The 21,620-nt window shown below is 63.2% G+C and carries 21 protein-coding genes and 1 riboswitch; of the genes, 5 read left to right on the top strand and 16 right to left on the bottom strand.

Annotated features, from left to right (window positions below):
• Positions 1–64: 64 nt before the first annotated feature.
• The 4 genes from nhaC to JYP46_RS18820 all read right to left on the bottom strand — a co-directional run bounded on the left by nhaC (position 65) and on the right by JYP46_RS18820 (position 5,035).
• Positions 65–1,576: a Na+/H+ antiporter NhaC gene (gene nhaC / locus JYP46_RS18835; protein WP_206546436.1), complete on the bottom strand. Its 1,512-nt coding sequence runs from the start codon at positions 1,574–1,576 to the stop codon at positions 65–67.
• Between the two features lie 198 nt (positions 1,577–1,774).
• Positions 1,775–2,779, bottom strand: a complete 1,005-nt coding sequence (locus tag JYP46_RS18830) for an LLM class flavin-dependent oxidoreductase (protein WP_206548965.1) — start codon at positions 2,777–2,779, stop codon at positions 1,775–1,777.
• An 86-nt stretch (positions 2,780–2,865) separates the two neighbouring features.
• The gene (locus JYP46_RS18825) at positions 2,866–4,056 is read right to left on the bottom strand and encodes a CaiB/BaiF CoA transferase family protein (protein ID WP_236042287.1); all 1,191 of its coding nucleotides are present in this window, start codon (positions 4,054–4,056) and stop codon (positions 2,866–2,868) included.
• A 13-nt stretch (positions 4,057–4,069) separates the two neighbouring features.
• Positions 4,070–5,035, bottom strand: coding sequence for a hydroxymethylglutaryl-CoA lyase (locus JYP46_RS18820; RefSeq protein WP_206548963.1), 966 nt, complete (start codon positions 5,033–5,035; stop codon positions 4,070–4,072).
• Between the two features lie 150 nt (positions 5,036–5,185).
• Between JYP46_RS18820 and JYP46_RS18815 the strand changes: the two genes are divergently transcribed.
• Genes JYP46_RS18815 through JYP46_RS18800 form a run of 4 tightly spaced genes read left to right on the top strand, consistent with a single transcriptional unit; the run spans position 5,186 to position 8,848 of the window.
• Positions 5,186–5,878 (top strand): GntR family transcriptional regulator, encoded by a 693-nt coding sequence (locus JYP46_RS18815; RefSeq protein ID WP_113157026.1) that lies wholly within the window; start codon positions 5,186–5,188, stop codon positions 5,876–5,878.
• A 60-nt stretch (positions 5,879–5,938) separates the two neighbouring features.
• A complete protein-coding gene (locus tag JYP46_RS18810; protein WP_206548962.1) occupies positions 5,939–6,907 on the top strand; it encodes a Bug family tripartite tricarboxylate transporter substrate binding protein in 969 nt (322 codons plus the stop codon).
• Positions 6,904–7,335 (top strand): tripartite tricarboxylate transporter TctB family protein, encoded by a 432-nt coding sequence (locus JYP46_RS18805; RefSeq protein WP_162742448.1) that lies wholly within the window; start codon positions 6,904–6,906, stop codon positions 7,333–7,335. The genes JYP46_RS18810 and JYP46_RS18805 overlap by 4 nt, the downstream gene beginning before the upstream one ends.
• A 4-nt stretch (positions 7,336–7,339) precedes the next feature.
• A complete protein-coding gene (locus JYP46_RS18800; RefSeq protein ID WP_206546442.1) occupies positions 7,340–8,848 on the top strand; it encodes a tripartite tricarboxylate transporter permease in 1,509 nt (502 codons plus the stop codon).
• Positions 8,849–9,543: 695 nt separating this feature from the next.
• Here the strand turns inward: JYP46_RS18800 and purU are convergent.
• From purU to JYP46_RS18745, 11 genes are all read right to left on the bottom strand, one after another.
• The gene (gene purU / locus JYP46_RS18795) at positions 9,544–10,398 is read right to left on the bottom strand and encodes a formyltetrahydrofolate deformylase (RefSeq protein WP_206548961.1); all 855 of its coding nucleotides are present in this window, start codon (positions 10,396–10,398) and stop codon (positions 9,544–9,546) included.
• 137 nt (positions 10,399–10,535) lie between these two features.
• A complete protein-coding gene (locus tag JYP46_RS18790) occupies positions 10,536–11,285 on the bottom strand; it encodes a hydroxymethylpyrimidine/phosphomethylpyrimidine kinase (protein ID WP_244974888.1) in 750 nt (249 codons plus the stop codon).
• Entirely contained in the window at positions 11,276–11,881 is a 606-nt protein-coding gene (locus JYP46_RS18785; protein ID WP_206546444.1) for a thiamine phosphate synthase, read from the bottom strand. The genes JYP46_RS18790 and JYP46_RS18785 overlap by 10 nt, the downstream gene beginning before the upstream one ends.
• Entirely contained in the window at positions 11,878–12,651 is a 774-nt protein-coding gene (locus tag JYP46_RS18780) for a thiazole synthase (protein WP_113157032.1), read from the bottom strand. The genes JYP46_RS18785 and JYP46_RS18780 overlap by 4 nt, the downstream gene beginning before the upstream one ends.
• Before the next feature lies 1 nt (position 12,652).
• Entirely contained in the window at positions 12,653–12,850 is a 198-nt protein-coding gene (thiS, locus tag JYP46_RS18775; protein ID WP_113157033.1) for a sulfur carrier protein ThiS, read from the bottom strand.
• A complete protein-coding gene (thiO, locus tag JYP46_RS18770; protein ID WP_206548959.1) occupies positions 12,834–13,808 on the bottom strand; it encodes a glycine oxidase ThiO in 975 nt (324 codons plus the stop codon). Before thiO ends, thiS begins: the two co-directional genes overlap by 17 nt.
• A gap of 3 nt (positions 13,809–13,811) precedes the next feature.
• Positions 13,812–15,629, bottom strand: coding sequence for a phosphomethylpyrimidine synthase ThiC (thiC, locus tag JYP46_RS18765; RefSeq protein WP_206548958.1), 1,818 nt, complete (start codon positions 15,627–15,629; stop codon positions 13,812–13,814).
• Between the two features lie 113 nt (positions 15,630–15,742).
• A riboswitch (TPP riboswitch) is annotated at positions 15,743–15,867 on the bottom strand.
• Positions 15,868–15,976: 109 nt separating this feature from the next.
• Entirely contained in the window at positions 15,977–17,143 is a 1,167-nt protein-coding gene (argE, locus tag JYP46_RS18760; protein WP_236042286.1) for an acetylornithine deacetylase, read from the bottom strand.
• Between the two features lie 16 nt (positions 17,144–17,159).
• Positions 17,160–18,653 carry a tripartite tricarboxylate transporter permease gene (locus tag JYP46_RS18755; RefSeq protein ID WP_113157037.1) on the bottom strand — a complete coding sequence of 498 codons (1,494 nt, stop codon included), beginning with the start codon at positions 18,651–18,653 and terminating at the stop codon, positions 17,160–17,162.
• A gap of 25 nt (positions 18,654–18,678) precedes the next feature.
• Complete coding sequence (locus tag JYP46_RS18750; protein WP_206546451.1) at positions 18,679–19,191, bottom strand: tripartite tricarboxylate transporter TctB family protein; 513 nt, start codon at positions 19,189–19,191, stop codon at positions 18,679–18,681.
• Positions 19,192–19,219: 28 nt separating this feature from the next.
• Positions 19,220–20,197, bottom strand: coding sequence for a Bug family tripartite tricarboxylate transporter substrate binding protein (locus tag JYP46_RS18745; RefSeq protein ID WP_113157038.1), 978 nt, complete (start codon positions 20,195–20,197; stop codon positions 19,220–19,222).
• Between the two features lie 137 nt (positions 20,198–20,334).
• On the opposite strand from JYP46_RS18745, the gene JYP46_RS18740 reads away from it, so the two are divergent.
• On the top strand, positions 20,335–21,243 hold the full coding sequence (locus JYP46_RS18740) for a LysR substrate-binding domain-containing protein (RefSeq protein ID WP_113157039.1): 909 nt from the start codon (positions 20,335–20,337) through the stop codon (positions 21,241–21,243).
• A gap of 9 nt (positions 21,244–21,252) precedes the next feature.
• Here the strand turns inward: JYP46_RS18740 and JYP46_RS18735 are convergent, their stop codons facing one another.
• Positions 21,253–21,558 (bottom strand): XRE family transcriptional regulator, encoded by a 306-nt coding sequence (locus JYP46_RS18735; protein ID WP_113157040.1) that lies wholly within the window; start codon positions 21,556–21,558, stop codon positions 21,253–21,255.
• Positions 21,559–21,620 lie beyond the last annotated feature (62 nt).

The raw sequence follows: 21,620 nt of genomic DNA, 5'->3' as shown, positions 1-21,620 counted from the left end.
ATGTGAAACAGGCCCCGTAGATCGCCGCGCGTCCATCCAAGGGGCCTGTCCGTGTCACAGCGGCTTATTCCGCCGGTGTCGTGCTCGGTATGGCGGGTGTCTCCCAGCCATGGTCGCTCAGGTCAGCGATGGTCTCACCGCTATCGTGCCAGCCCTGTATCTCCGCCTCGCTCGCCCGTGGCGAGAAAAGCCCCGTATAGGCATAGACGAGCCCGATCACCGGTGAGAGCCAGCAGGCAAAGGCGAGCGGAATGTAGAGCAGGTTCTCCAGATGCCCGTCCGAGACGCCGAGCGCCAGCGCGCTGATGACGAATGCGCCGCCAGCATTCCACGGAACCAGCGGCGAAATCAGCGTACCGCCTTCCTCGATCGCCCGCGACAGGTTGAGCGTGGAATAGCCCATGCCGCGATAGACCGGCGCATACATGCGGCCTGGCAGCGCGATGGAAAGATAGGGATCGCCTGCTACCAGATTGGTCGCCATGGAGGTGCCGACGGCAGCCGTCTGGATGCCGGCGAAGCTCTTCACCTTCATCATGATGGCGCGGATGATCGTCTCCAGGCAGCCGGTCTTCTCCAGAGCCCCGCCAAAGCCGAGCGCGATCAGCACCAGTGAGATCGTCCACATCATCGACTGGATGCCGCCGCGATTGAGCAGCGAGTCGATTTCGCTCACACCCGTGTCGATCTTGTAGCCGCTATTGGCGTAGGTGAAGACATCATGCAGCCCGACGCCCTGCACGAGCATCGCCGTCAGGCCGCCAGCCAGAACGCCTGCAAAAAGAGAGGGGATAGGCGGCATGCGCTTCACGGCCAGCGCGATCACCAGAATGGCCGGCAGAAGCAGCCAGGGCGAAATCACGAAATTGTCCTGCAGCGACGAGGTGATCGCGGTGATCTTGTCAAAGGATGCACCGCCGGACTCGATCAGCGCATAGCCGGCGAAAAGGTAGATACCGAGCGCAATCAGCATGGAGGGGATAGTCGTCGGCATCATGTTCTTGATATGCGAGAACACGTCGACACCCGTCACCGCCGGAGCAAGGTTCGTCGTGTCGGAGAGCGGCGAAACCTTGTCGCCGAAGAACGCGCCGGAAACCACCGCGCCTGCCGTCCAGTAGACGGGTATGCCGAATCCCGCGCCAATGCCCATCAGCGCCAGGCCGACCGTGCCGACCGTGCCCCACGAGGTTCCCAGCGACAGCGAAACGACCGCGCACAAAAGCATGGCGGCGGCGAGGAATATCTGCGGAGACAGGATGGTGAGACCGTAATAGATCAGCGTCGGCACCGTGCCGCTCGCGATCCACACGCCGATGATCATGCCAACCGTGATCAGAACCGAAACGGAAGGCAGTGACACGTGGATGACGTGGAACACGCCCTTTTCGATGTCTTCCCAGTCAAACCCCAGCTTGACGCCGACAAGGCCGGTAATCGCCAGCCCTATGGCCAATGGCACATGCGGGGTGAAATCGTCGAAGTAGAATAGCTGTACGCCAAGCACGATGAGCGTGAGCAGCACCGGCGTGAGCGCAAGCGGTAAGCTCGGCAATGCCTTTTGCGAGGACGACATGTCTCTCTCCCATTATCGTTCGAAGAAAGGCGCGTTTTCCCCGCGCTCTTGTTCACTTGACGATAACAGGAGCAAAAACTCGTTTGGTCTTAATTTGCCGATTTCAAGGTCGATCAGACCAAATTTTCCAAAATCCTTGGATCAGTTCAGGCTTAAAGCATATCTCTAACAGAGCTGTTATGGGGTCATCCTGTGACCTCAGGCCTCCTGCGAAGCCCGGGTTTCAGAAAGAATTTCCGCCGCGATCCGGAAGGATTTGAGGCGCGCCTCAGGGTCGTGGATCTGGCCGGTGATGATGATTTCATCCGGCCCGTAGCGGGTGATGAAACCATGCAGCGCATCGCGCACCGTATCCGGGCTGCCCGCCGCCGTGCAGGCCAGCGCCTGCGCCACACCTGCCGCGATTGCCGGGTCGAATGTTGCTTCCACATTCTCCATCGGCCGGGGCAGGGGGCCTGGCCGCCCGAGGCGCAGATTGGCAAAAGCCTGCTGCATGGAGGACTTCAGGAACATGCCTTCCGCGTCCGTATCGGCTGCAAAAACGTTCAGCGCCATCATGAAATACGGCTTCTCCAGGTGCTCCGAAGGACGGAAGGTCTGGCGATAGATCTCGCTCGCCTGTTCCAGCGCCGCGGGTGCAAAATGCGAGGCGAAGGCGTAGGGCAGGCCCAGATGCGCCGCAAGCTGCGCGCCATAAAGGCTTGAACCGAGAATCCAGATCGGCACATGCGTGCCCGCGCCGGGAATGGCGCGCACTTGCTGGCCGGGCTGCCCGTCGCCGAGATAGGCCATCAGTTCCATCACGTCGCGCGGAAAGCCGTCGCCATCTTCCAGCCCGCGCCGCAGCGCCCGCGCCGTCGCCATGTCGGTGCCGGGCGCGCGACCAAGACCGAGGTCGATGCGGTCGGGATAAAGCGTCGCGAGCGTGCCGAACTGTTCTGCGATGACCAGCGGCGCATGGTTCGGCAGCATCACGCCGCCCGCGCCAACGCGGATCGACTGTGTCGCCGCCGCCACCTGGCCGATCAGCACTGCGGTGGCCGCACTGGCAATGCCGCTCATATTGTGGTGTTCGGCCAGCCAGAAACGGCGATAACCCCAGCTCTCGGTGTGGCGCGCCAGATCAAGCGTATTGCGCAGGGCGTCTCCAACACTCGAACCGTCGGGAACGGGAGCCAGATCGAGAACGGAAAACGGAACCATGGGGAAACTCCGGAGGGGCAGGACACTCCCCGGCATATGGGTGCCGTTCAACGCCGATCCAAGGGTGGCGCGTTGAATGCCACAGCCTAATTTCTACCGATGGCACCTTCTCTTGCCAGCGCCTCAATCTCGTCTGCAGAGAAACCACTCGTTTCCAGAACCGCCCTGGTGTCTTCCCCCAGTGCGGGGGCGGGGTGGCGTAATCGGCATGGCGTTCCACTCAGCTTCACCGGGAAACCCAGCATCCGGATCGGCCCATGGTTCGGCTGATCCACCTCGATAACCATTTTCTGCGCGCGCGTCTGCGGGTCATTCAGCGCCTCGGCCAGGTTCTGCACCTTGCCGCAGGGCACACCGGCTGCGTTCAGGCGCGCAATCCAGGCCTCCTGCGTGTCGCCGCCGACCGCGCCGTTGATCATCTCGTTCAGTTCGGCGCGTCGGCCGAAACGCTTTTCATTCGTGTCATAGCGCGCGTCCTCAAGCAGATGGCCAAGCCCCAGCACATCGAGAAAGCGCTTCAGGATCACATCATTCGATGGAGCCACCGCAATTTCGCCATCGCTCGCCCGGAACAGCCCGTAAGGGGCGACCAGCGGGTGGTCGTTTCCGGTGCGGGCCGGCAGTTCCCCAGTGGTGAAATATTCGGACGCCAGATAGGCCATCATGCTGATTGCGCCATTCATCATGGCGGTTTCCACATGCTGTCCCGTGCCATTAAGATCGCGGGCGCGCAGTGCGTTGACGATGCCGAAAGCGCAGTAGAGCCCGGCCACCAGATCGGTGATCGGCTGCGCAACCCGCATGGGTTCCCCGCCTTCCGCACCGTTCACGCCCATCAGCCCGCTCATCGCCTGTGCGATGAAGTCGAAAGCCGGGCGCTCCACATAAGGGCCGGTCGAGCCGTAGCCGTTCACATTGGCGGTCACCAGCTTCGGGTTCAGCGCCTTCAGGCGCTCTTCGCCAAAACCCATCCTGGCCATCACGCCGGGACGAAAATTGTCGACCAGCACATCCGCGCCGGCGATCAGGCGTTCCAGAACCTGCCGACCGCTATCGCTGTAAAGATCGATGACGACCGACTTCTTGTTGCGGTTGAAGCTCGCATAATAGGCGGAAAACCCATCCCGCAGCGTGCCCTGTTCGCGGATAGGATCGCCCTTTGCGGGCTCCACCTTGATGATTTCCGCGCCCATGTCGCCCAGCATCATGGTGCAGAAGGGGCCGGAGAGAACGCGGGTCAGGTCGATGACGCGAATACCGTCGAGAGGCGCTTTCATGTCGGTCATCCCGTCAGCCATTGGCCGTCGCAACACTGTCCATGCCGTAGGTTTGAAGCCGTGGCCCCGCCTTCATAACCTGGCCGGGCAGGGTGCGCCCGATCACCGCTTCCGCCTCCCGCGAAACCCTGATCAGCCTGTCGAGATCGACGCCGCTTTCCACGCCGCATTCATCCAGCATGTAAACCAGATCTTCGGTGCAGATATTGCCCGTCGCATTCGGCGCGAAGGGGCAGCCGCCGAGCCCGCCAATGCTTGCCTCATAGCGGGTCACGCCTTCCAGAAGCCCGGCATAGACGCAGGCCAGCCCCACACCGCGCGTATTGTGAAAATGCAGCGCGATGTCGGCTTCCGGCACCGCCTCGCCAAGCGCGCGGCAGCGCTCCTGCACCAGCGGCGGCGTGGCCATGCCGGTGGTGTCGCCCAGCGAAAGCGTGGTGATGCCCATGTCCCGATAGGCCCGTGCAATGTCCACGATGGCGCTCACCGGCACATTGCCCTCAAACGGGCAGCCAAACGACGTCGCAATCGCGCCGAAGACGGGAATGTTCGCTTCTCCGGCAATCCGCACGATGTCCGCAAATCCTTCCAGAGACTCGGCGCGGGTGCGGTTCACATTCTTCAGATTGTGGCTCTCCGACGCCGACATGAAAACGACCATCGCGTCGATGCCGGCCTCGGCTGCACGAACCGCGCCCTTTGCGTTGGGCACCAGCGCAGTCAGCACCGCCCCCTTCGAGCGGTCGATCCCGGCCAGAACGTCTGCTGCATCGCGCAGTTGTGGAACCGCGCGCGGCGAGACGAAGGAGGTCACCTCCAGATGACGGATGCCGGCATCGATCAACCCGTTGACGAGGGCGATTTTCCGGTCCGTCGGCACGAATTCCGGTTCCGATTGCAATCCGTCGCGCGGCCCCACCTCGATGACGCTGACGGTCTCGGGGAAGCCCTTCACATGGTGGCCGGTTGCTGCTGTCACGATTTTTCCTCCCACCTGATTGCATCGGTAGACCGGATTGGTATACCGTCTCGCAAAGTCCGGTCAATGGCCCTTCAGAAAATGGCGACCGGAAGAACAATGGCGCGGCCCGGGCATCGGCTGCGCATCCGGGAGGAAGACAGACGACCCATGGGTGAGGCCGCGCGCGACATGTCCGAACAGCCGCTTGGCGAGCGCGTCCTGTCGCGCATTCGCGGCGATGTTCTGTCGCTCAAGCTAGCGCCGGGCGAGGTCGTCTCGGAGCGTTCGCTGGAGGCAGCCTATGGCGTGTCGCGCACGCCCATCCGGCAGGCGCTGGCGGAACTGATCCGCGAAGGGCTCGTGGTCAAGGCAGAGCGCGGCTACGCCATTGCGCCGTTCGACCTCCAGCAGCTCGAAGAGATCTTCGAATACCGCGAGATCGTAGAGGATGCGGCGATCCGCCTTGCCTGTGAACGCGCCAGGCCCGAAGAGCTCGACGTCATTCTGCGCACGGTGGATGAGGGCTTAAGCGATTTCACGCCGGACGACTGGTTCGAGGCCGGGCTCGACGTTCACGTGCAGCTTGCGGCCCTTTCGGGAAACCGCTTTTTGCGCGACGCGGTGCAGGATGCGGTCAACCGCACGATCCGCGCCCGCTGGCTGGTTGCCAGCTCGCCGGAGGCGCGCGCGATTGCCCATCGCGAACACAATGAAATCATAGCGCTTGTAAGGCAGCGGAAGACTGAGGAGGCCGCCGCCGCCATTCGCAGGCATGCGCAGGATGTGCGTGGGCAGATCCTGCAGGCGCTGGAGGATTCGCGTCGTCTTTTTGGCGCGCGCGGATTCGTGGAAGGAGGCTGAGGCCGGTCAGGGAAACCGGTTTCGGGATCTCGCATCTCGGTTTCAACAAGGGAGGACTTGATGAGGAAATTATCGAAGCTCTTTGGCGCGGCCGTCGTTTGGACGTCGCTCTCCGTTGCCGGCGCGACGGCAGCCGAATGCATTGCGCCCGCCGACCCCGGCGGCGGCTGGGACTTCACCTGCCGCACCATCGGCAAGATGCTCTTTGACCAGAAACGCGTGGACGCCCCGGTGCAGGTCACCAACATGCCGGGCGGCGTGGGCGCGGTTGCCTATGCCAAGGTCATGTCCTCGCGCGCCGATGACGCGGATCTGATGGTCGCCACCTCCACGGTGGGCGTCACGCAGATCGCGCAGGGCAAATATCCGGCAGACACATCCGTGATGCGCTGGGTTGCCATGCTCGGCACCGATGTCGGCGTCATTCTCGTGCCGAAGGACTCCGAATTCAAGACGCTCGACGATCTGGTTGCGGCGCTCAAGAAAGACCCGAGCGCGCTTGCCGTCGCCGGTTCGTCCGGTGCGGGCGGCTGGGACCACATCCGCCTTCTCATGCTGGCGCAGGCCGCAGGCCTTTCCGGCGATGACTACAAGCAGATCCGCTGGGTGCAGTTCGACGGCGGCAGCCCGGCCGTCACGCAGATGATCGGCGGTCAGGTACAGGCGGTCTCCACCGATCTCGGCGAGATCGCAGGTTTTGTGGAATCGGGCGATGTGCGTATTCTCGCAGCCCTTTCCGACGACCGCATTCCTGCCTTCCCCGACGCCCCGACTGCCAAGGAGCAGGGCCTCGACGTGACCGGCTACAACTGGCGCGGTTTCTACACGGGCGGCGAGGTGTCCGACGAGGGCTACAGCGCCTGGGTCGACCGTCTGCAGAACCTCTATGACACCGATGACTGGAAAGAGACGGCGCAGGCCAACGGCCTTGTTCCGGTCTGGCGCGGCGGCGACGAATTCGAAGCCTATGTGAAGGATCAGTCCGAGCAGATGCGCAAGATTTCCCAGGAGATCGGAGTCATCAAGTGACAGACAGGATCGTCGGCCTTTTTCTTCTGGCCATTTCGATCTGGTACGGCGTGACCGCGGGAGACTATGAGGCGAGCTTCGGCGACCCTCTTGGCCCCGCGGCCTTCCCCGTCATGCTGTCCGTGCCTGCGGCCATTCTCAGCCTGGTCATGATCATCCGGCCCGATGAGGAACCGGCCTGGGTCACGGGCAAGCCGCTGTTGCTGCAGGTGGCGGCGGTCTCGCTGCTGCTTGCCTATGCGGGCTTTCTGGAAGTGCTCGGTTTTCCGCTTGCCACCTTCATCGCCGTCGCGCTTTTCGGGCGCATTCTGCGCAGTTCCTGGCCGAAATCCATCGCTTCGGCGGCAATCATGAGCGCGTTCCTGTTCCTCACCTTCGACAAGCTGCTCGGCCTGCCGCTGCCGCTTCTCCCAGAATTCGTGAGCTGATTTCATGGATATGCTCTCCGCCCTTGCGCAAGGCTTTGCGGTCGCCATCACGCCGACCAATCTGGCTCTGGCGCTGTTCGGCTGCTTTGCGGGAACGCTGATCGGCGCGCTGCCGGGCCTTGGTCCGGTAAACGGCGTTGCCATTCTCATCCCGCTCGCCTTCTCGCTCGGGCTGGAGCCCACCTCGGCGCTCATCATGCTGTCATGCATCTATTATGGCTGCATGTATGGCGGGCGCATTTCGTCGATCATGCTCAACATCCCCGGCGATGAACCGGCGATCATGACAACGCTCGACGGCTACCCCATGGCGCGCGCCGGCAAGGCGTCGGAAGCGCTCGCCATCTCCGCCGTCGCCTCCTTCATCGGCGCGACCTTCGCCACCATCGGCCTCACCCTGTTTGCGCCGCTTCTGGCCAAGGCCGCCATCTATTTCGGCCCCGCCGACTATTTCGCGCTCTATGTCATGGCGTTCGCCACCATTGGCGGCATCACCTCGGTCAATCCGTTCAAGACGCTGCTCGCGGCCTTCATCGGCCTGATGATCGCGACGGTCGGTCTCGACCCGGCCACGGGCACCGCGCGCTACACCGCCGGTTCGTTCCATCTCTATGACGGGTTCGACCCCATCGTCGCAATTGTCGGCCTGTTCGCCATCTCCGAAGTGCTGGTCTATCTGGAGCGGGTGCATCAGGGCGAAACCAAAATGGTCCCGCTTGGCCGTGCGCTGCCGCGCTTCAAGGACATGATGTCCGGCGGCTGGGCCAATCTGCGCGGCTCGGTCATCGGCTTTGTCTGCGGCATCCTGCCGGGCGCCGGCGCATCACTCGGCGCGTTCATGTCCTACATCGCCGAACAGCGCTGGAGCGCCAAGGACGGCAAATTCGGGCAGGGCGACCCGCGCGGCATCGCTGCGCCCGAGGCCGGCAACAACGCCGCGTCCGGCGGCGCGCTCATCCCCATGCTCACGCTCGGCGTGCCCGGCAGCGGCACCACCGCCGTCATGCTGGCGCTGCTCATCTCGCTCAACATCCAGCCCGGCCCGCTGCTCTTCGACCGGCAGCCGGAACTGGTCTGGGGCCTCATCGCCGCGCTCTACCTGGCCAATGTCGCGCTGCTCATCATGAACATCCCGATGATCGGCCTGTTCACGCGCATGCTTTCAATGCCGCAATGGGTGCTGATGCCCTTCGTCGTGATGGTCAGCTTCCTGGGCGTCTACTCGATCAGCCATTCCACCTTCGACCTGTTCGTCATGGTCGGGTTCGGCGTGATCGGCTACATCCTGCGCATGCTGGGCATTTCGCTGGTGCCGGTCATTCTGGGGCTGCTTCTGGGTGCGGACATGGAAAACAATCTGCGCCGCGCGCTCTCCATCTCGAATGGCGACTTCCAGATTCTGGTCTCAAGCCCCATCGCGCTGACACTCTACGCCATCACCGCAACCATGCTGGGCCTCGCCTTCCTGCTCGCCTTCCGCGCCCGCAGGCGAAACCGCGCTGCGGCGGGCTGAACCACCCCCAGCCCACCTCCACACCTCGTCATCCTCGGGCCTGACCCGAGAATCCATGCCAGAACCGCAACCAGTTGCGCCGACAACGGCATGGATACCCGGCTCAAGGCCGGGCATGACGAAAACCGGGAAGAAAGGCGGAACGCCCAACCTCAGCGTGAACGGGGACATCCTCCGCATGCCGGGCCTCACCGTCCTGCTCGCCGTACCGTGCACTTTCCACGCACACAGACAAAACCGCGCGACAACGGGCTGAAACAGCCCAGCCCACCTCCACACTTCGTCATCCTCGGGCCTGACCCGAGGATCCATGCCAGAACCGCAATCATCTGCACCGACAACGACATGGATACCCGGCTCAAGGCCGGGCATGACGAAAACCGGAGAGCAAGGCGGGACGCCCAACCTTCAGCGTGACCGGCAACAATCCTGCGCATGTCAGGCCTCACCGTCCTACATGCTCTCCACGCGTACTTTCCACGCGCAGAGGCAAAACCACGCGACAACAGGCCGAACCAACCCCAGCCCACCTCCACACTTCGTCATCCTCGGGCCTGACCCGAGGATCCATGCCAGAACCGCAATCATTTGCGCCGACGACGGCATGGATACCCCGCTCAGGGCCGGGCATGACGAAAACCGGAGAACGGGATCAAAACACCCGAGCGCCCTTCACGACACTCTGTTGACAGGTGTCACCCGAAGACGACCGTCTTGTGCCCGTTCATCATCACCCGGTTTTCCAGGTGCAGCTTCACGGCGCGGGCCAGAACCCGGCTTTCGATGTCGCGGCCGGTGGCAACGAAATCCTCTGCCGTCATGGCATGCGTCACACGCTCGGTTTCCTGCTCGATGATCGGCCCCTCATCGAGATCCGGCGTCACATAATGCGCCGTCGCGCCGATCAGCTTCACGCCGCGCTCATGCGCCTGATGATAGGGCTTCGCGCCCTTGAAGCTCGGCAGAAACGAATGGTGAATGTTGATCACTTTGCCGTAGAGACGGTTCGAGAGCTCGTTCGAAAGCACCTGCATATAGCGCGCGAGGATGACGAGATCCGCGCCCGTCTCCTTGAACAGCTCAAGCAGCTTTGCTTCCTGCTCCTGCTTGTTCTCCTTGTTCACCTTCCAGCAGTGATAGGGGATGCCCTCCATCTCCGCCGTGCGGCGTGAATCCTCATGGTTCGAAACGATGGCCACCACCTCGGCGTCCAGCCAGCCGACACGGATCTGGTAGAGCAGGTGCAGCAGCGCGTGGTCGAACTTCGACACCATGATGATGATCTTCGGCCGCCGCGTCGAGTCGCTCATCGCGGTCTTCATGTCGAAGCGCGCAATGGCCGGCTCCAGCGCGCGCATCAGCCCGTCGCGTTCCACGCCCTCGGGCGCGGTCGCGGCAATGCGCATGAAGAAGCGGTTGCTCTGGCGATCCCAGAACTGGTTGGATTCAGCGATGTTCGCACCCAGACCGGCGAGTTCCGTCGTCACTGCCGCCACGATGCCGGGGCGATCTTCGCAGGTAAGATTGATGTGAAACGTCTTCTCGGTCATGGCTTTGCCTGAACTTGTGATCTGAAAGGGAAAGCGCCCGCAGGCGCGGGGCGTTTTATACGCCATCGAACGAGGATTGAAATGGTTTTAGTGTCTCACCAAGGCTGACGCTGAGTGACAGCCGGGCGCAGCCTGCCTCAGGCAGCCAGCCAGCGTTCGGAAAGATGGGTTTTGGCCGTCCGCACGCTTGCCTCAAGCGCATCGCCCCGGGCAAGGTCAGCCGCGACGGCGCTCGCCAGCATGCAGCCGGTGCCGCGCATTGCGCCGGGCAGGCGCGGTCCATCAAAATGAAGCGGTGGCCCGTCCGCCCGAAAGAGCGTGTCAACCGCGCGAACACCACGCGCATGTCCACCCTTCACCAGCAGCGCGCGCACGCCCCCGGCAAGCATCCGGCCTGCCTGGGCATGCCGGTCAGCCTCGCATTCCGCTTCTTCCTCTCGCGTCAAAAGCGCCAGTTCCGGCAGGTTGGGCGTCACAAGGCTGCAAAGCGGCATCAGCTTTTCGCGCATGGTTTCAATCGCGTCTTCGGCAAGCAGCGCCCGCCCGGAAGACGAAGCGATCACCGGATCGAGCACCACCGGAATGTCGGCATTTGCGCGCAGAATGGCCGCGACGCGCTCCACCGTCTCACCGGCTCCCAGCATGCCGATCTTGATCGCCGTCACCCGGTTGGCCGAAAGGGCGGCAAGCATCTGCGCTTCCACCATCTCAGGGGCGCAGAGGTCGACGCGGCTCACCGCCTCATGCGTCTGCACGGTCACTGCCGTCACGGCAAGGCATGTCTTCACGCCGAACGCCGAAATCGTCTCGATGTCGCGCGCAATACCGGCCCCGCCGGAGGAATCCGAGCCGGCGACCACCAGCACATGCGCAGCGCTCATCGCCATTTCTCCGTCGCCGCCAGCCATTCGCGGGTGCGCGCTTCCGGATCGGGGTTCAAAGTGATGTCCGTCACCACGGCGGCGCTGTCCGCACCCGCTTCAAACACGCCGGGCAACCGCTCCGGGTTCAGCCCGCCAATCGCCACCAGCGGCACATCGCCGACACGCTTTCGCCAGTCGGCCAGCCGGTCGAGCCCCTGCGGCGCCCATTTCATCTTCTTCAGGATCGTTGGATAGACCGGGCCGAGCGCCACATATTCCGGTTTTTCGGCGAGCGCCGTGCGCAGTTCCGCTCCATCATGGGTGCTGATGCCAAGCTTCATCCCCGCCGCGCGGATCGCGCCAAGATCGGCTTCCGCCAGATCTTCCTGTCCCAGATGGATGAAATCGCAGCCCGTCTCGATGGCAAGCCGCCAGTGGTCGTTGACGATCAGTTGGCAGTCGTGACCGGCGCAGATGCGCTTTGCCTCGGCGATCTCGGCCTTGAGGTTTTGCGCATCCATCTCCTTGATGCGCAACTGCACCAGCTTCACGCCCAGAGGCGCAAGCCGGGCAATCCACGCCGCGCTGTCAACGATGAGATAAAAGGGATCAAGCTTCATTCGAAAACGGCCTTGCCAATAATCGGGGTTGAGGGAACGGCCATGTCGCGCGGCTCCAGCGGCCCGGCGCGAAAGGCCACGTGGCCGGCCTCGACCGCCCCGGCAAAGGCTGCCGCCATCGCTGCCGGATCGCCGGCCTTTGCAACGGCCGTGTTCAAAAGAACCGCATCGAACCCAAGCTCCATCACCATGCCCGCATGCGAGGGGCGTCCGAGTCCCGCATCCACGATCAGCGGAATGTCGGGGAAATGCGCCCGAATCGCCCGCAATCCGTCCACGTTCACAGGCCCGCGCGCCGAGCCGATGGGCGCGCACCAGGGCATCAGAACCTCGCATCCCGCCTCAAGAAGCCGTTCGGCCACCACCAGATCGTCGGTCGTGTAGGGAAACACCCTGAAACCCTCGGCACTCAGGATGCGCGCGGCTTCCACGAGGCCAAACACGTCCGGCTGAAGCGTGTCATGGTGGCCGATCACTTCGAGCTTGATCCAGTCCGTGCCGAAAAGCTCGCGCGCCATCTGCGCCGTGGTCACCGCTTCCTTCACCGAGTGGCATCCGGCCGTGTTGGGCAGAACCCGCACGCCCAGTTCCCGGATCAGCTCCCAGAACTGCCCGCCAGTGCGGTTTCCCGCCGTCTCGCGTCGCAGCGACACGGTCACGATATCGCAGGCCGAAGCCCGCACCGCCTCGGCCATGATGGCGGGGGAGGGGTATTGCGCAGTGCCCAGCAGAAGCCGCGATGTCAGTGTTTCACCGTAGAGCGTCAGCATGTCAGCCTCCCTGCATGGGCGAGAGAATTTCGATCCGGTCGCCTTCATCAAGTGTGCAGAGAATGCGTTCCCCCGCCCGCACCAGTTCGCCATTGCGCGCCGTGGCGAGAAAGTCGGGCGCATAGTCGAGTTCGTCGAGAAGGGCGGCAAGCGTCGTTGCCGTCACGCGCCGCTCCTCGCCATTAACCGTGAGCTTCATTCAGAGCCTCCACGCGTTCGTTCAGGATCAGGGCCGCCGCCTCCTGCGCCATTGCGGGCGAGAGCAGAAAGCCATGGCGATAAAAACCGTTCACGCTGATCCCCTCCCGGGTCTGCTTCACCCGCGGCAGATTGTCGGCATAGGCCGGGCGCACGCCGGCGCCCGTCTCCACGATCTTCGCTTCCGCAAAGGCCGGGTGCAGGCTGTAGGCTGCGTTCAGGAGTTCCATTGTCGAGCGGGCGCTGATCGGCCCGTCATCATCGCTTTCGATCATCGTCGCACCGACCATGAAGTGATGCCCCTCGCGCGGCACGATGTAGACCGGAATGCGCGGATGAAGCAGACGCACCGGGCGTGAAAGGCTGATCTCTTTCGTGCGCAGCAGAAGCATTTCGCCACGTACCCCGCGCAGCCCGTCGTCAGCGGCCGCCATGCCGGTGCAATAGGCAATCCTGTCCGCCTCAACCGACGTATCATTACCGTAAGCGAAGCGTACACCTGCCGCTTTCAACCCGGCGATCAGCGCCGTCATCGCCCGGCGCGGGTCGAGATGCGCTTCGTCCCGGAAGAAGAGCCCACGCCGAAACCGTCCGGCGAGATCGGGCTCCAGTGCGGCCACGCCGTCGCCATCCAGCCACGCATGGCCGCCCGTGCGGGTGGCGAAGCGGTTGAGTTCCGCTGCATCGCGCGCAGGTGCGACCACCAGCGTTCCATTGCGCAACACATGGCCGGGCAGCGCCGTGTCCCACCAGTCCGCAGCAAGGCGTCCCAGTGTCAGAACCGGCTCCTCCGCGCTCTCGCGCTCGCACCAGGGCGCAAGCATCCCGCCGGCAAGCCATGAGGCGCTGCCCGCCGGTCCGGCGCGAACGTCGCAGACAGTCACCTGCGCGCCCGCCCGGACAAGCTCATGGGCCAGCGTGAGGCCGGCAATGCCGGCCCCGCGAATGAGGACATGCATGGGTCAGTCCCCGTTCTCCGCCGCCACCTGGTCGAGCGGCATGTAGAGATCGCCGCCCTCGCGGAACTTCTCCGCCATCTTCGCCATCCCCTCCTTCTGCGCCTCGGCGCGGATGTCGTGGGAAATGCGCATGGAGCAGAATTTCGGGCCGCACATGGAGCAGAAATGCGCCACCTTGTGCGCTTCCTTCGGCAGGGTCTGATCATGGAAATTACGCGCCGTTTCCGGGTCCAGCGAGAGGTTGAACTGATCCTCCCAGCGGAACTCGAAGCGCGCCTGCGAAAGCGCATCATCGCGGATCTTCGCCGCCGGATGCCCCTTGGCGAGGTCCGCCGCATGCGCTGCGATCTTGTAGGTGATGACGCCCGTCTTCACGTCGTCACGGTCGGGCAGGCCCAGATGCTCTTTCGGCGTGACGTAGCAGAGCATGGCCGTGCCATACCAGCCGATCATCGCCGCGCCGATGCCGCTCGTGATGTGGTCATAGCCCGGCGCAATGTCCGTGGTGAGCGGCCCAAGCGTATAGAACGGGGCCTCGCCACAGACCTCGAGCTGCTTGTCCATGTTTTCTTTGATCTTGTGCATGGGCACATGACCGGGGCCTTCGATGATGACCTGACAGTCCTTCTCCCAGGCGATCTTCGTCAGTTCGCCCAGCGTTTCCAGCTCGGCAAACTGGGCTGCGTCATTGGCGTCGGCGATGGAGCCCGGCCGCAGGCCGTCGCCCAGCGAGAACGACACGTCATAGGCGCGGCAGATGTCGCAGATTTCCGCAAAGTTCTCGTAGAGAAAGCTCTCCTTGTGATGGTGCAGGCACCACTTGGCCATGATCGATCCGCCGCGCGAAACGATGCCCGTGACACGGTCGACCGTCAGCGGAATGTAGTGCAGGCGCACACCCGCATGGATGGTGAAATAGTCGACGCCCTGTTCGGCCTGTTCGATCAGCGTGTCGCGGAACACCTCCCAGTTCAGATCTTCGGCAATGCCGTTCACCTTTTCCAGCGCCTGATAGATCGGCACGGTGCCGATCGGCACGGGCGAATTGCGGATGATCCATTCGCGGATGTTGTGAATGTTGCGGCCGGTCGACAGGTCCATCACCGTATCGCCACCCCAGCGCGTCGCCCACACCATCTTTTCCACTTCCTCTGCCATGGAGGAGGTGACGGCGGAATTGCCGATATTGGCGTTGATCTTTACAAGGAAGTTGCGGCCGATGATCATCGGCTCGGCTTCCGGGTGGTTGATGTTGGAGGGGATCACGGCCCGGCCGCGCGCCACCTCGTCACGCACGAATTCCGGCGTCACGAAATCGGGGATCGATGCACCAAAACTCTCGCCGTCGCGGGCAAGCGCGGCCTTGGCCTGCGCGCGTCCGAGGTTTTCGCGGATGGCGATGAATTCCATCTCCGGCGTGATGATGCCGGCGCGCGCATAGGCGAGCTGCGTGACGGCCTTGCCGTCCTTCGCTTTCAGCGGCTGATGGCGAATGGGAAATTCCGGCGTCAGCCGGTCGCCGGTGGCAAAACCATTGTCTTCCGGTTTGACGTGGCGTCCCTCATAGGCTTCCACGTCGCCGCGCGCCTTTACCCAGGCTTCGCGGATGCGCGGCAGGCCCCTGTCGATCTCGATCAGCACGTCGGGATCAGAGTATGGGCCGGAGGAATCGTAGACGGTCACCGGCGGTTCGCCGGCGCTTGGATGCACGGCGATTTCGCGCATGGGCACGCGAATCTCGGGGTGAAGCGTTCCGGGTTTGTAGACCTTGCGCGACGCCGGCAACGGGCCGGTGGTTACGGTCGGGGCAAATGCGTCCATGGGTTCAGAGCCTCCTCTGCTCGTTCAGCAATGGAGACCCAGTTCGTGCCGAGAGGAGGAAGAGCTGTGACGTTCCTGTACGGAAACGGTTTTCGGCCGCGATAAGCCTGTGACCCGCCAAGCATGCACCATCCCTACGCCAGTATGAACTGGATCAGGTTCATCGGGTCACTGCGCTGCATGGAAAACCATGCCAGCAGAATCTCAGCCCCTTGGCGGGACCCCCCAGGTGAGGCGTTAGGGTGGGCGAAGGCGGTGCTGCTTGTCAAGCAGGCTGACGCGGTTGTGCAGAACTCTGCGTCAGGGGAGGGCCGGCCGCGATGAGCGGCCGGGCCGGAATGCTTAGGTCAGGCCGGTTCGGTGACCTTCCGGGCGACCTTGCCCAGGAAATCGAGGCAAAGGTCCAGCTGCTCAATGGCAACGAACTCGTCGGGCTTGTGCGCCTGGCGGATCGAGCCGGGGCCGACGATTACCGACGGGATGCCGCCGATGGTCTCGAACACACCGCCTTCCGAACCGTAGGACACCTTGCCCGACCACTCCGGCATGATGTCGCGGAAGAAGGCGAAGCCGTCGGTCGACGTGCTGTCGCCCATCGCCGGATAGGCGAAAATTTCTTCCCATTCGATGCCGGTTTCGGCGCATTTCGCCTGCATTTTCGGCAAAATTTCTTCGTTTGCGCGCTTTTTCAGAGATTCCAGTTCGGCCCGCGCATCATGGGTCGGCAGGCTGCGAATCTCGAAGGTGAAGCTGCACAGATCCGGCGTCACATTGGTGGCGACGCCGCCGGAAATCATGGTCGCCAGCATGGTCGAATGCGGCACCGTGAAGTCGCGGTCGAAGGGGCCTTCCTCGCCGATCTGCTCGCCGCGTTCGGCGATCATCGAAACGATGCGCGCCGCATAGTCGATGGCGTTGACGTGATCAGGCGCGAAGGAGGAGTGGCCGGACGTGCCATGCACATGGCAGCGCATGGCGATCTTGCCTTTCTGGCCGGTCACCAGCGTCATGTCGGTCGGCTCGCCGATGATCGCCAGCATGGGCGGCACGTCGAGCGCGGCCAGCCATTCGGCGATGGCCGGTGCACCGAGGCAGCCCACTTCCTCGTCATGCGAGAAGCAGAGCCAGACCGGCCTTTCCAGCTTCGCGGCTGCAAGCTGCGGCACCATCGCCATGACACAGGCGGCAAAGCCCTTCATGTCGCAGCTTCCGCGGCCATAGAGCTTTCCGTCGCGCTCGGTCAGGTCGAAGGGACCGGAAGTCCAGCCCTTTTCCAGCGCCGGCACCACATCGGTGTGGCCGGACAGCACGACACCGGGAACGTCGGCAGGGCCGATGCGGGCGATCAGGTTTGCCTTCTCGCCCGTCTCGTCCAGCAGTATGACCGGCTCGATGCCGTATTCCCGCAGGAACGCCGCCATGTGGTCGATGAGCGGCCGGTTCGAGTAGCGGCTCGTCGTATCGAAGGCGACCAGATCCTTCAGGTGGCTCTTGGCATTCTCAAGCAGTGACATGGTGGACTTTTCGGCCTCAGGCATTCTGTGCAGCACGGTTCTCTCGGTATTTTTGCCACTCCCGGCGGATCGTCAGGCCGACGAAGAACACGATCAGACCTGCGAAAATCCAGGAAATGGCGGACTGGAAGAAGACGGACGGGTCACCGCGCGAAATGGCCAGCGCGCGGCGCAGATTGTCCTCGAACATCGGCCCCAGAATGAAGGCGATCAGGAACGGCGCCGGGGGGATGTTCAAAAGCAGCATGATGAAGCCGACCACGCCCATGATGAGCAGGACGGTAACGTCGAACATGTTGCTGGAAATCGAATAGATGCCATAGACGCACAGCATCAGGACCACAGGCGTCAGAAGCACCTGCGGGATCGACGCGATGTGCGAGAAGAAGCGCACCGTCAGCTTGCCCGCACCGAACAGCAGAACCGAGGAGAACATCATGCCGATGAACAGCATGTAGACCTCGTTCAGATTGTTCTGGAACAGAAGCGGGCCGGGCGTGAGGCCCTGGATCATGAACGCGCCGAGCATGACGCCGGTGATCACGTCGCCGGGAACGCCGAGCGCCAGAAGCGGGATCATGGTCGCGCCGCAGCAGCCATTGTTGGCCGATTCAGAAGCCGCGATGCCCTCCAGCTCGCCCTTGCCGAAATTCTCGCTGTTGGGGGAGGAGCGACGCGCCTCACCATAGGAAAAGAAGGCGGCGGCCGACGGCCCGATGCCCGGAATGGCGCCCAGAATCACACCGATGAAGCTGCCGCGGATGATGGATTTCACCGAGCCACGGAATTCCGCCAGCGTCAGCCGGTTGTCGCCAAGTTTCATGGCCTGGCCATGGTTTTCCTCGCGGAAAACGATGAGACGCAGAAGCTCGGGCAGGGCGAACAGACCGATCAGAACGGGTGCCACGGAAAGGCCACCCTTCATGTCCTCGGTCATGGCGAAGCGGAACGAGCCGTACATGTCCTCGCCGACGGTTGCCAGAAGCAGACCGAAACAGGCCGACACGACGCCGAGCAACAGCGAGCCGCCGGAAATGGAGGCGACCATGGTCAGCGCGAAGGCCATCAGCATGAAATATTCGGGCGGACCAACGCGCAGCGCCAGAAGCGCCAGCGGGGCCGCGAGGAAGATCAGCGAAATGTTGGACAGGAAATCGCCGATACAGGACGAGATGAGCGCCATGTTGAGCGCCTTGCCGGCCTTGCCCTTCTGGGCGAGCGGCCAGCCATCAAGCACCGTACAGGCAGCGGACGCCGTGCCCGGCGTCTTGATGAGGATCGCCGAGATCGACGCGCCATAGGTGCTGCCCTTGTAGAGCGCAACGAGCAGCAGAATGCTGGTGACGGGCGACAGATAGAAGGTAAAGGGCAGGGCGAGCGTCACCGCCATGGTGCCGGTCATGCCCGGAATGGCGCCGATGATCACACCGGCCAGGATGCCTGCGCCCATGGCCAGCACATTGGCCAGCGTGGCGACGGATTCGAATGCGAAAAGAAGATCGTTCCACATGTGTTGAGCGGTCCTGGTGGCGTTCTCAGTTGAAGGTGGGGAAGATGCCCCAGCTCCCCTGAGGGAAGGGCGTGTGCGTTACATTGCCGAAGAAGAGCTGCAGGCCGAGCGGCAGCAGGACGGCCAGCGCAAGCACTGCGACCCAGCGCGACGAAGCTCCGGCGAGAATGAAGGCAGCGAGCGCCAGCAGCATCGATGACGGCAGAAAACCGAGGCGCGGCGCAAGAAAGACGAAGCCTGCAAATGCGGCGAGCGCCAGCGCGAGCCGGATCAGCCGGTTGCGCCATTCCGCAGGCGAGGCAGGCGAATATTCCGCCTCTTCCGGAGCTGCGCGCCCGCCGCTGAGAGCCACAAGCACCATCGCCAGAATGCCGAGCGCGAGGCCCAGAATCGAGACGGTGCGCGGCCACATGTCTGGCGGGGGCGCGAAGCCTGGAATGAAGGAAGGACGCGGCACGTGGATCGGGATCAGTGCAAAAAGCACCACGCCGAAGAAAAGGGCGATCAAAAAGCCCCGGAGCATTCCCTTGTTCAGCATGCCGCGTCCTCCTGGTTCTTAAGTTGGCTTACTGAATGTAGCCGAACTCGCGGGCGAGCCCGTTGAACAGCTCGTACTGCGACTTGGCATAGGCAGGCATGTCTTCCTTGCCAGCCGTGGAGATGGAGCCGCGGCGCTTGGCCAGCTCAAGCCAGGTCTCGTCCTCGCCAACCTTGTTGAGGGTTTCCTGCCAGCGGGTCACGACCTCTTCCGGCAGATCCTTCGGGCCGTAGAGTGCGCTCCAGCCGGTGATCTGGCCAGCCTTGTCGAAGCCGAGCTCGGCTGCGGTCGGGACGTCAGGCAGCGTGTCCATGCGCGACGGTGCGTAGACCATCAGAGCGCGCATCTTGCCGGACTCGATATGCGGCATCAGCGAACCGGCCGCGATGGCGAGGAAATCCACATGGCCGCCCAGAAGCGCGGTCGCGAGAGCGCCGCCGCCCTTGTAGGGCACGAGGGTCGCTGCCGTCAGCGGGTCGAGTTCATTGTCGGCCAGCAGCGCCTGAACGGTGAAGCCGTCAATGGCGGTCGCGCCGGATGCGCCATAGGTGAGGGCGCCCGGCTCGGCCTTCATCGCCGCGATGAGCTCTTCAGCCGACTTGTAGGGGGAGTTTTCCGCCACGGCGAGGATCATCGGGGTTGCTTCGAGCGAACCGAGGAAGGTGTAGCCATCCCAACCGACCGGGGAGCTTTCCTGAACCGCCGGGTAGAGCGCCATGCCGACGCGGGCGAGAAGAAGCGTGTAACCGTCCGGCTCGATCTCGGAAACGAAACGAGCGCCGATCATGCCGCCATTGCCCGGCTTGTTGACCACGACAACCGGCTGGTCGCCGAGATAATCACGGGCGGTCTCGGCCAATGCGCGCGCCGCCATGTCCGAAGCGCCGCCTGCGCCATAAGGCGCAACGATGGTCACGGCCTTTTCCGGATAATCGCCCGCGTGCGCCGTGCCGGCTGCGAGAACGAGAGCGGCAGCAGCCACAATGTTTTTCAGTACAGATTTCATGCAGGGTCCTCCCTGGGAGAGTGAAGCCATTCGCCCGGATGGACCGAGCGCACGCTTTTTTTGCACAGTATGCTTTATTTCGCAAATTATGCCTGTTAGTATTACTATTATTAATAGTGACTATTGAGGATGCGCAGATGAACCTGAAGCAGCTCGAGGCGTTCGACGCCTTCATGAGCCATGGTTCCGCAACGCGCGCGGCTGCGGCGCTGAAGATCAGCCAGCCCATGGTGAGCCGCCTTCTCGGCCAGTTGGAGGAGACGATTGGCTTTCCCCTGTTCGTGCGCAAACGCAACCAGCTCATGCCGACCCATGAGGCGATCCTGTTCCACACAAATGTCTCGCGTTCACTGACCGCGTTTCAGGAGCTTGAGCGCGAAGCGCGCGCCATCGCCAACCGGCAGGTGGGGCGCATCGTGGTGGCTGCACAGCCGATCTATGTGGACACGTTCCTGCTGGATGTGGTGGCGCGCTTCAAACAGACGCACCCGGACGTGGCGGTGAAGATCGTCGATACGGGCCTTGAAGAGCTTCTGCGCATGTTCAACGAGGGAAGCTGCGATCTGGGCGTCGGCATCACGCTGGATGCGAGCCCCTATGGCGCGAGCCTGATTAACCTGGGGGCCTGCGAGGCGCGCTGCCTGATCCCGAAAGGGCACAGGCTGGCGGGCAGGGATGTGGTGCAGATTGAAGATTTGCGGCGCGAAGTGTTTGTCGAACTGGCCATCGGCAGCCCGCTGCGCACCCGCGTCGACTACATGATGCAGACCGCCGGCGCGCAGCGCCAGATCGCGGCGGAGGCGCGCACCCTGCGCGCGGTGCACGGCCTCGTGCGGCGTGGCGTCGGCATTGCCATCGTCGATCCGTTCAGCAGTCTTCTGCCTTCGGGCGACGATGTGATCGAGCGGCCGCTAAAGCCCTCCATCCCATGGGAAATGGCGATCTTCCATCACGAAGACCGCCCGCTGAGCCGCATCGAAAACGCCTTCATCGACACGATCCGCGCCGAGATCGGTATGCTGCGCGAGCAGGGCGTTCTCTCCTGAAGAAGGCCCTCAGGGCACATCATTGTCGGCGGCGCGGCCGCCTTCGCTCTCCCAGTCGGACATGCTTCTGGAAAGGGTCGCATCGAACCGAAGGCGCACACCTGCGCCGCCATATCTGTCTTCATCGATGAATTCCGCGCCAAGCGTCTCAAGCGCCGTCTCGATGCTTTCAAGCTGCGCATCATCCGGTTCCGACAGCATCTGCTCATATTGCTCGATCACGAAGATCGGCACATTCGCGGCATTGGCCAGCACCTCTCTGGAAACGCGGGTCATGGCCCGCGCCGCGCGGCACTGTTCGGGTGTGATCGACATTGCAGACGTTTCCCTTTCGTCGGTTTGGCGCGCCTCTCGTTCAGCGTGCCCCCATTCAGCGT

It is taken from the genome of Nitratireductor aquimarinus, from assembly GCF_017255295.1.
In the GTDB taxonomy this organism is placed as follows: Bacteria; Pseudomonadota; Alphaproteobacteria; order Rhizobiales; family Rhizobiaceae; genus Nitratireductor; species Nitratireductor aquimarinus.
Note: the sequence above shows the minus strand (reverse complement) of the source record. Positions and strands in the feature narration are given on the sequence as shown.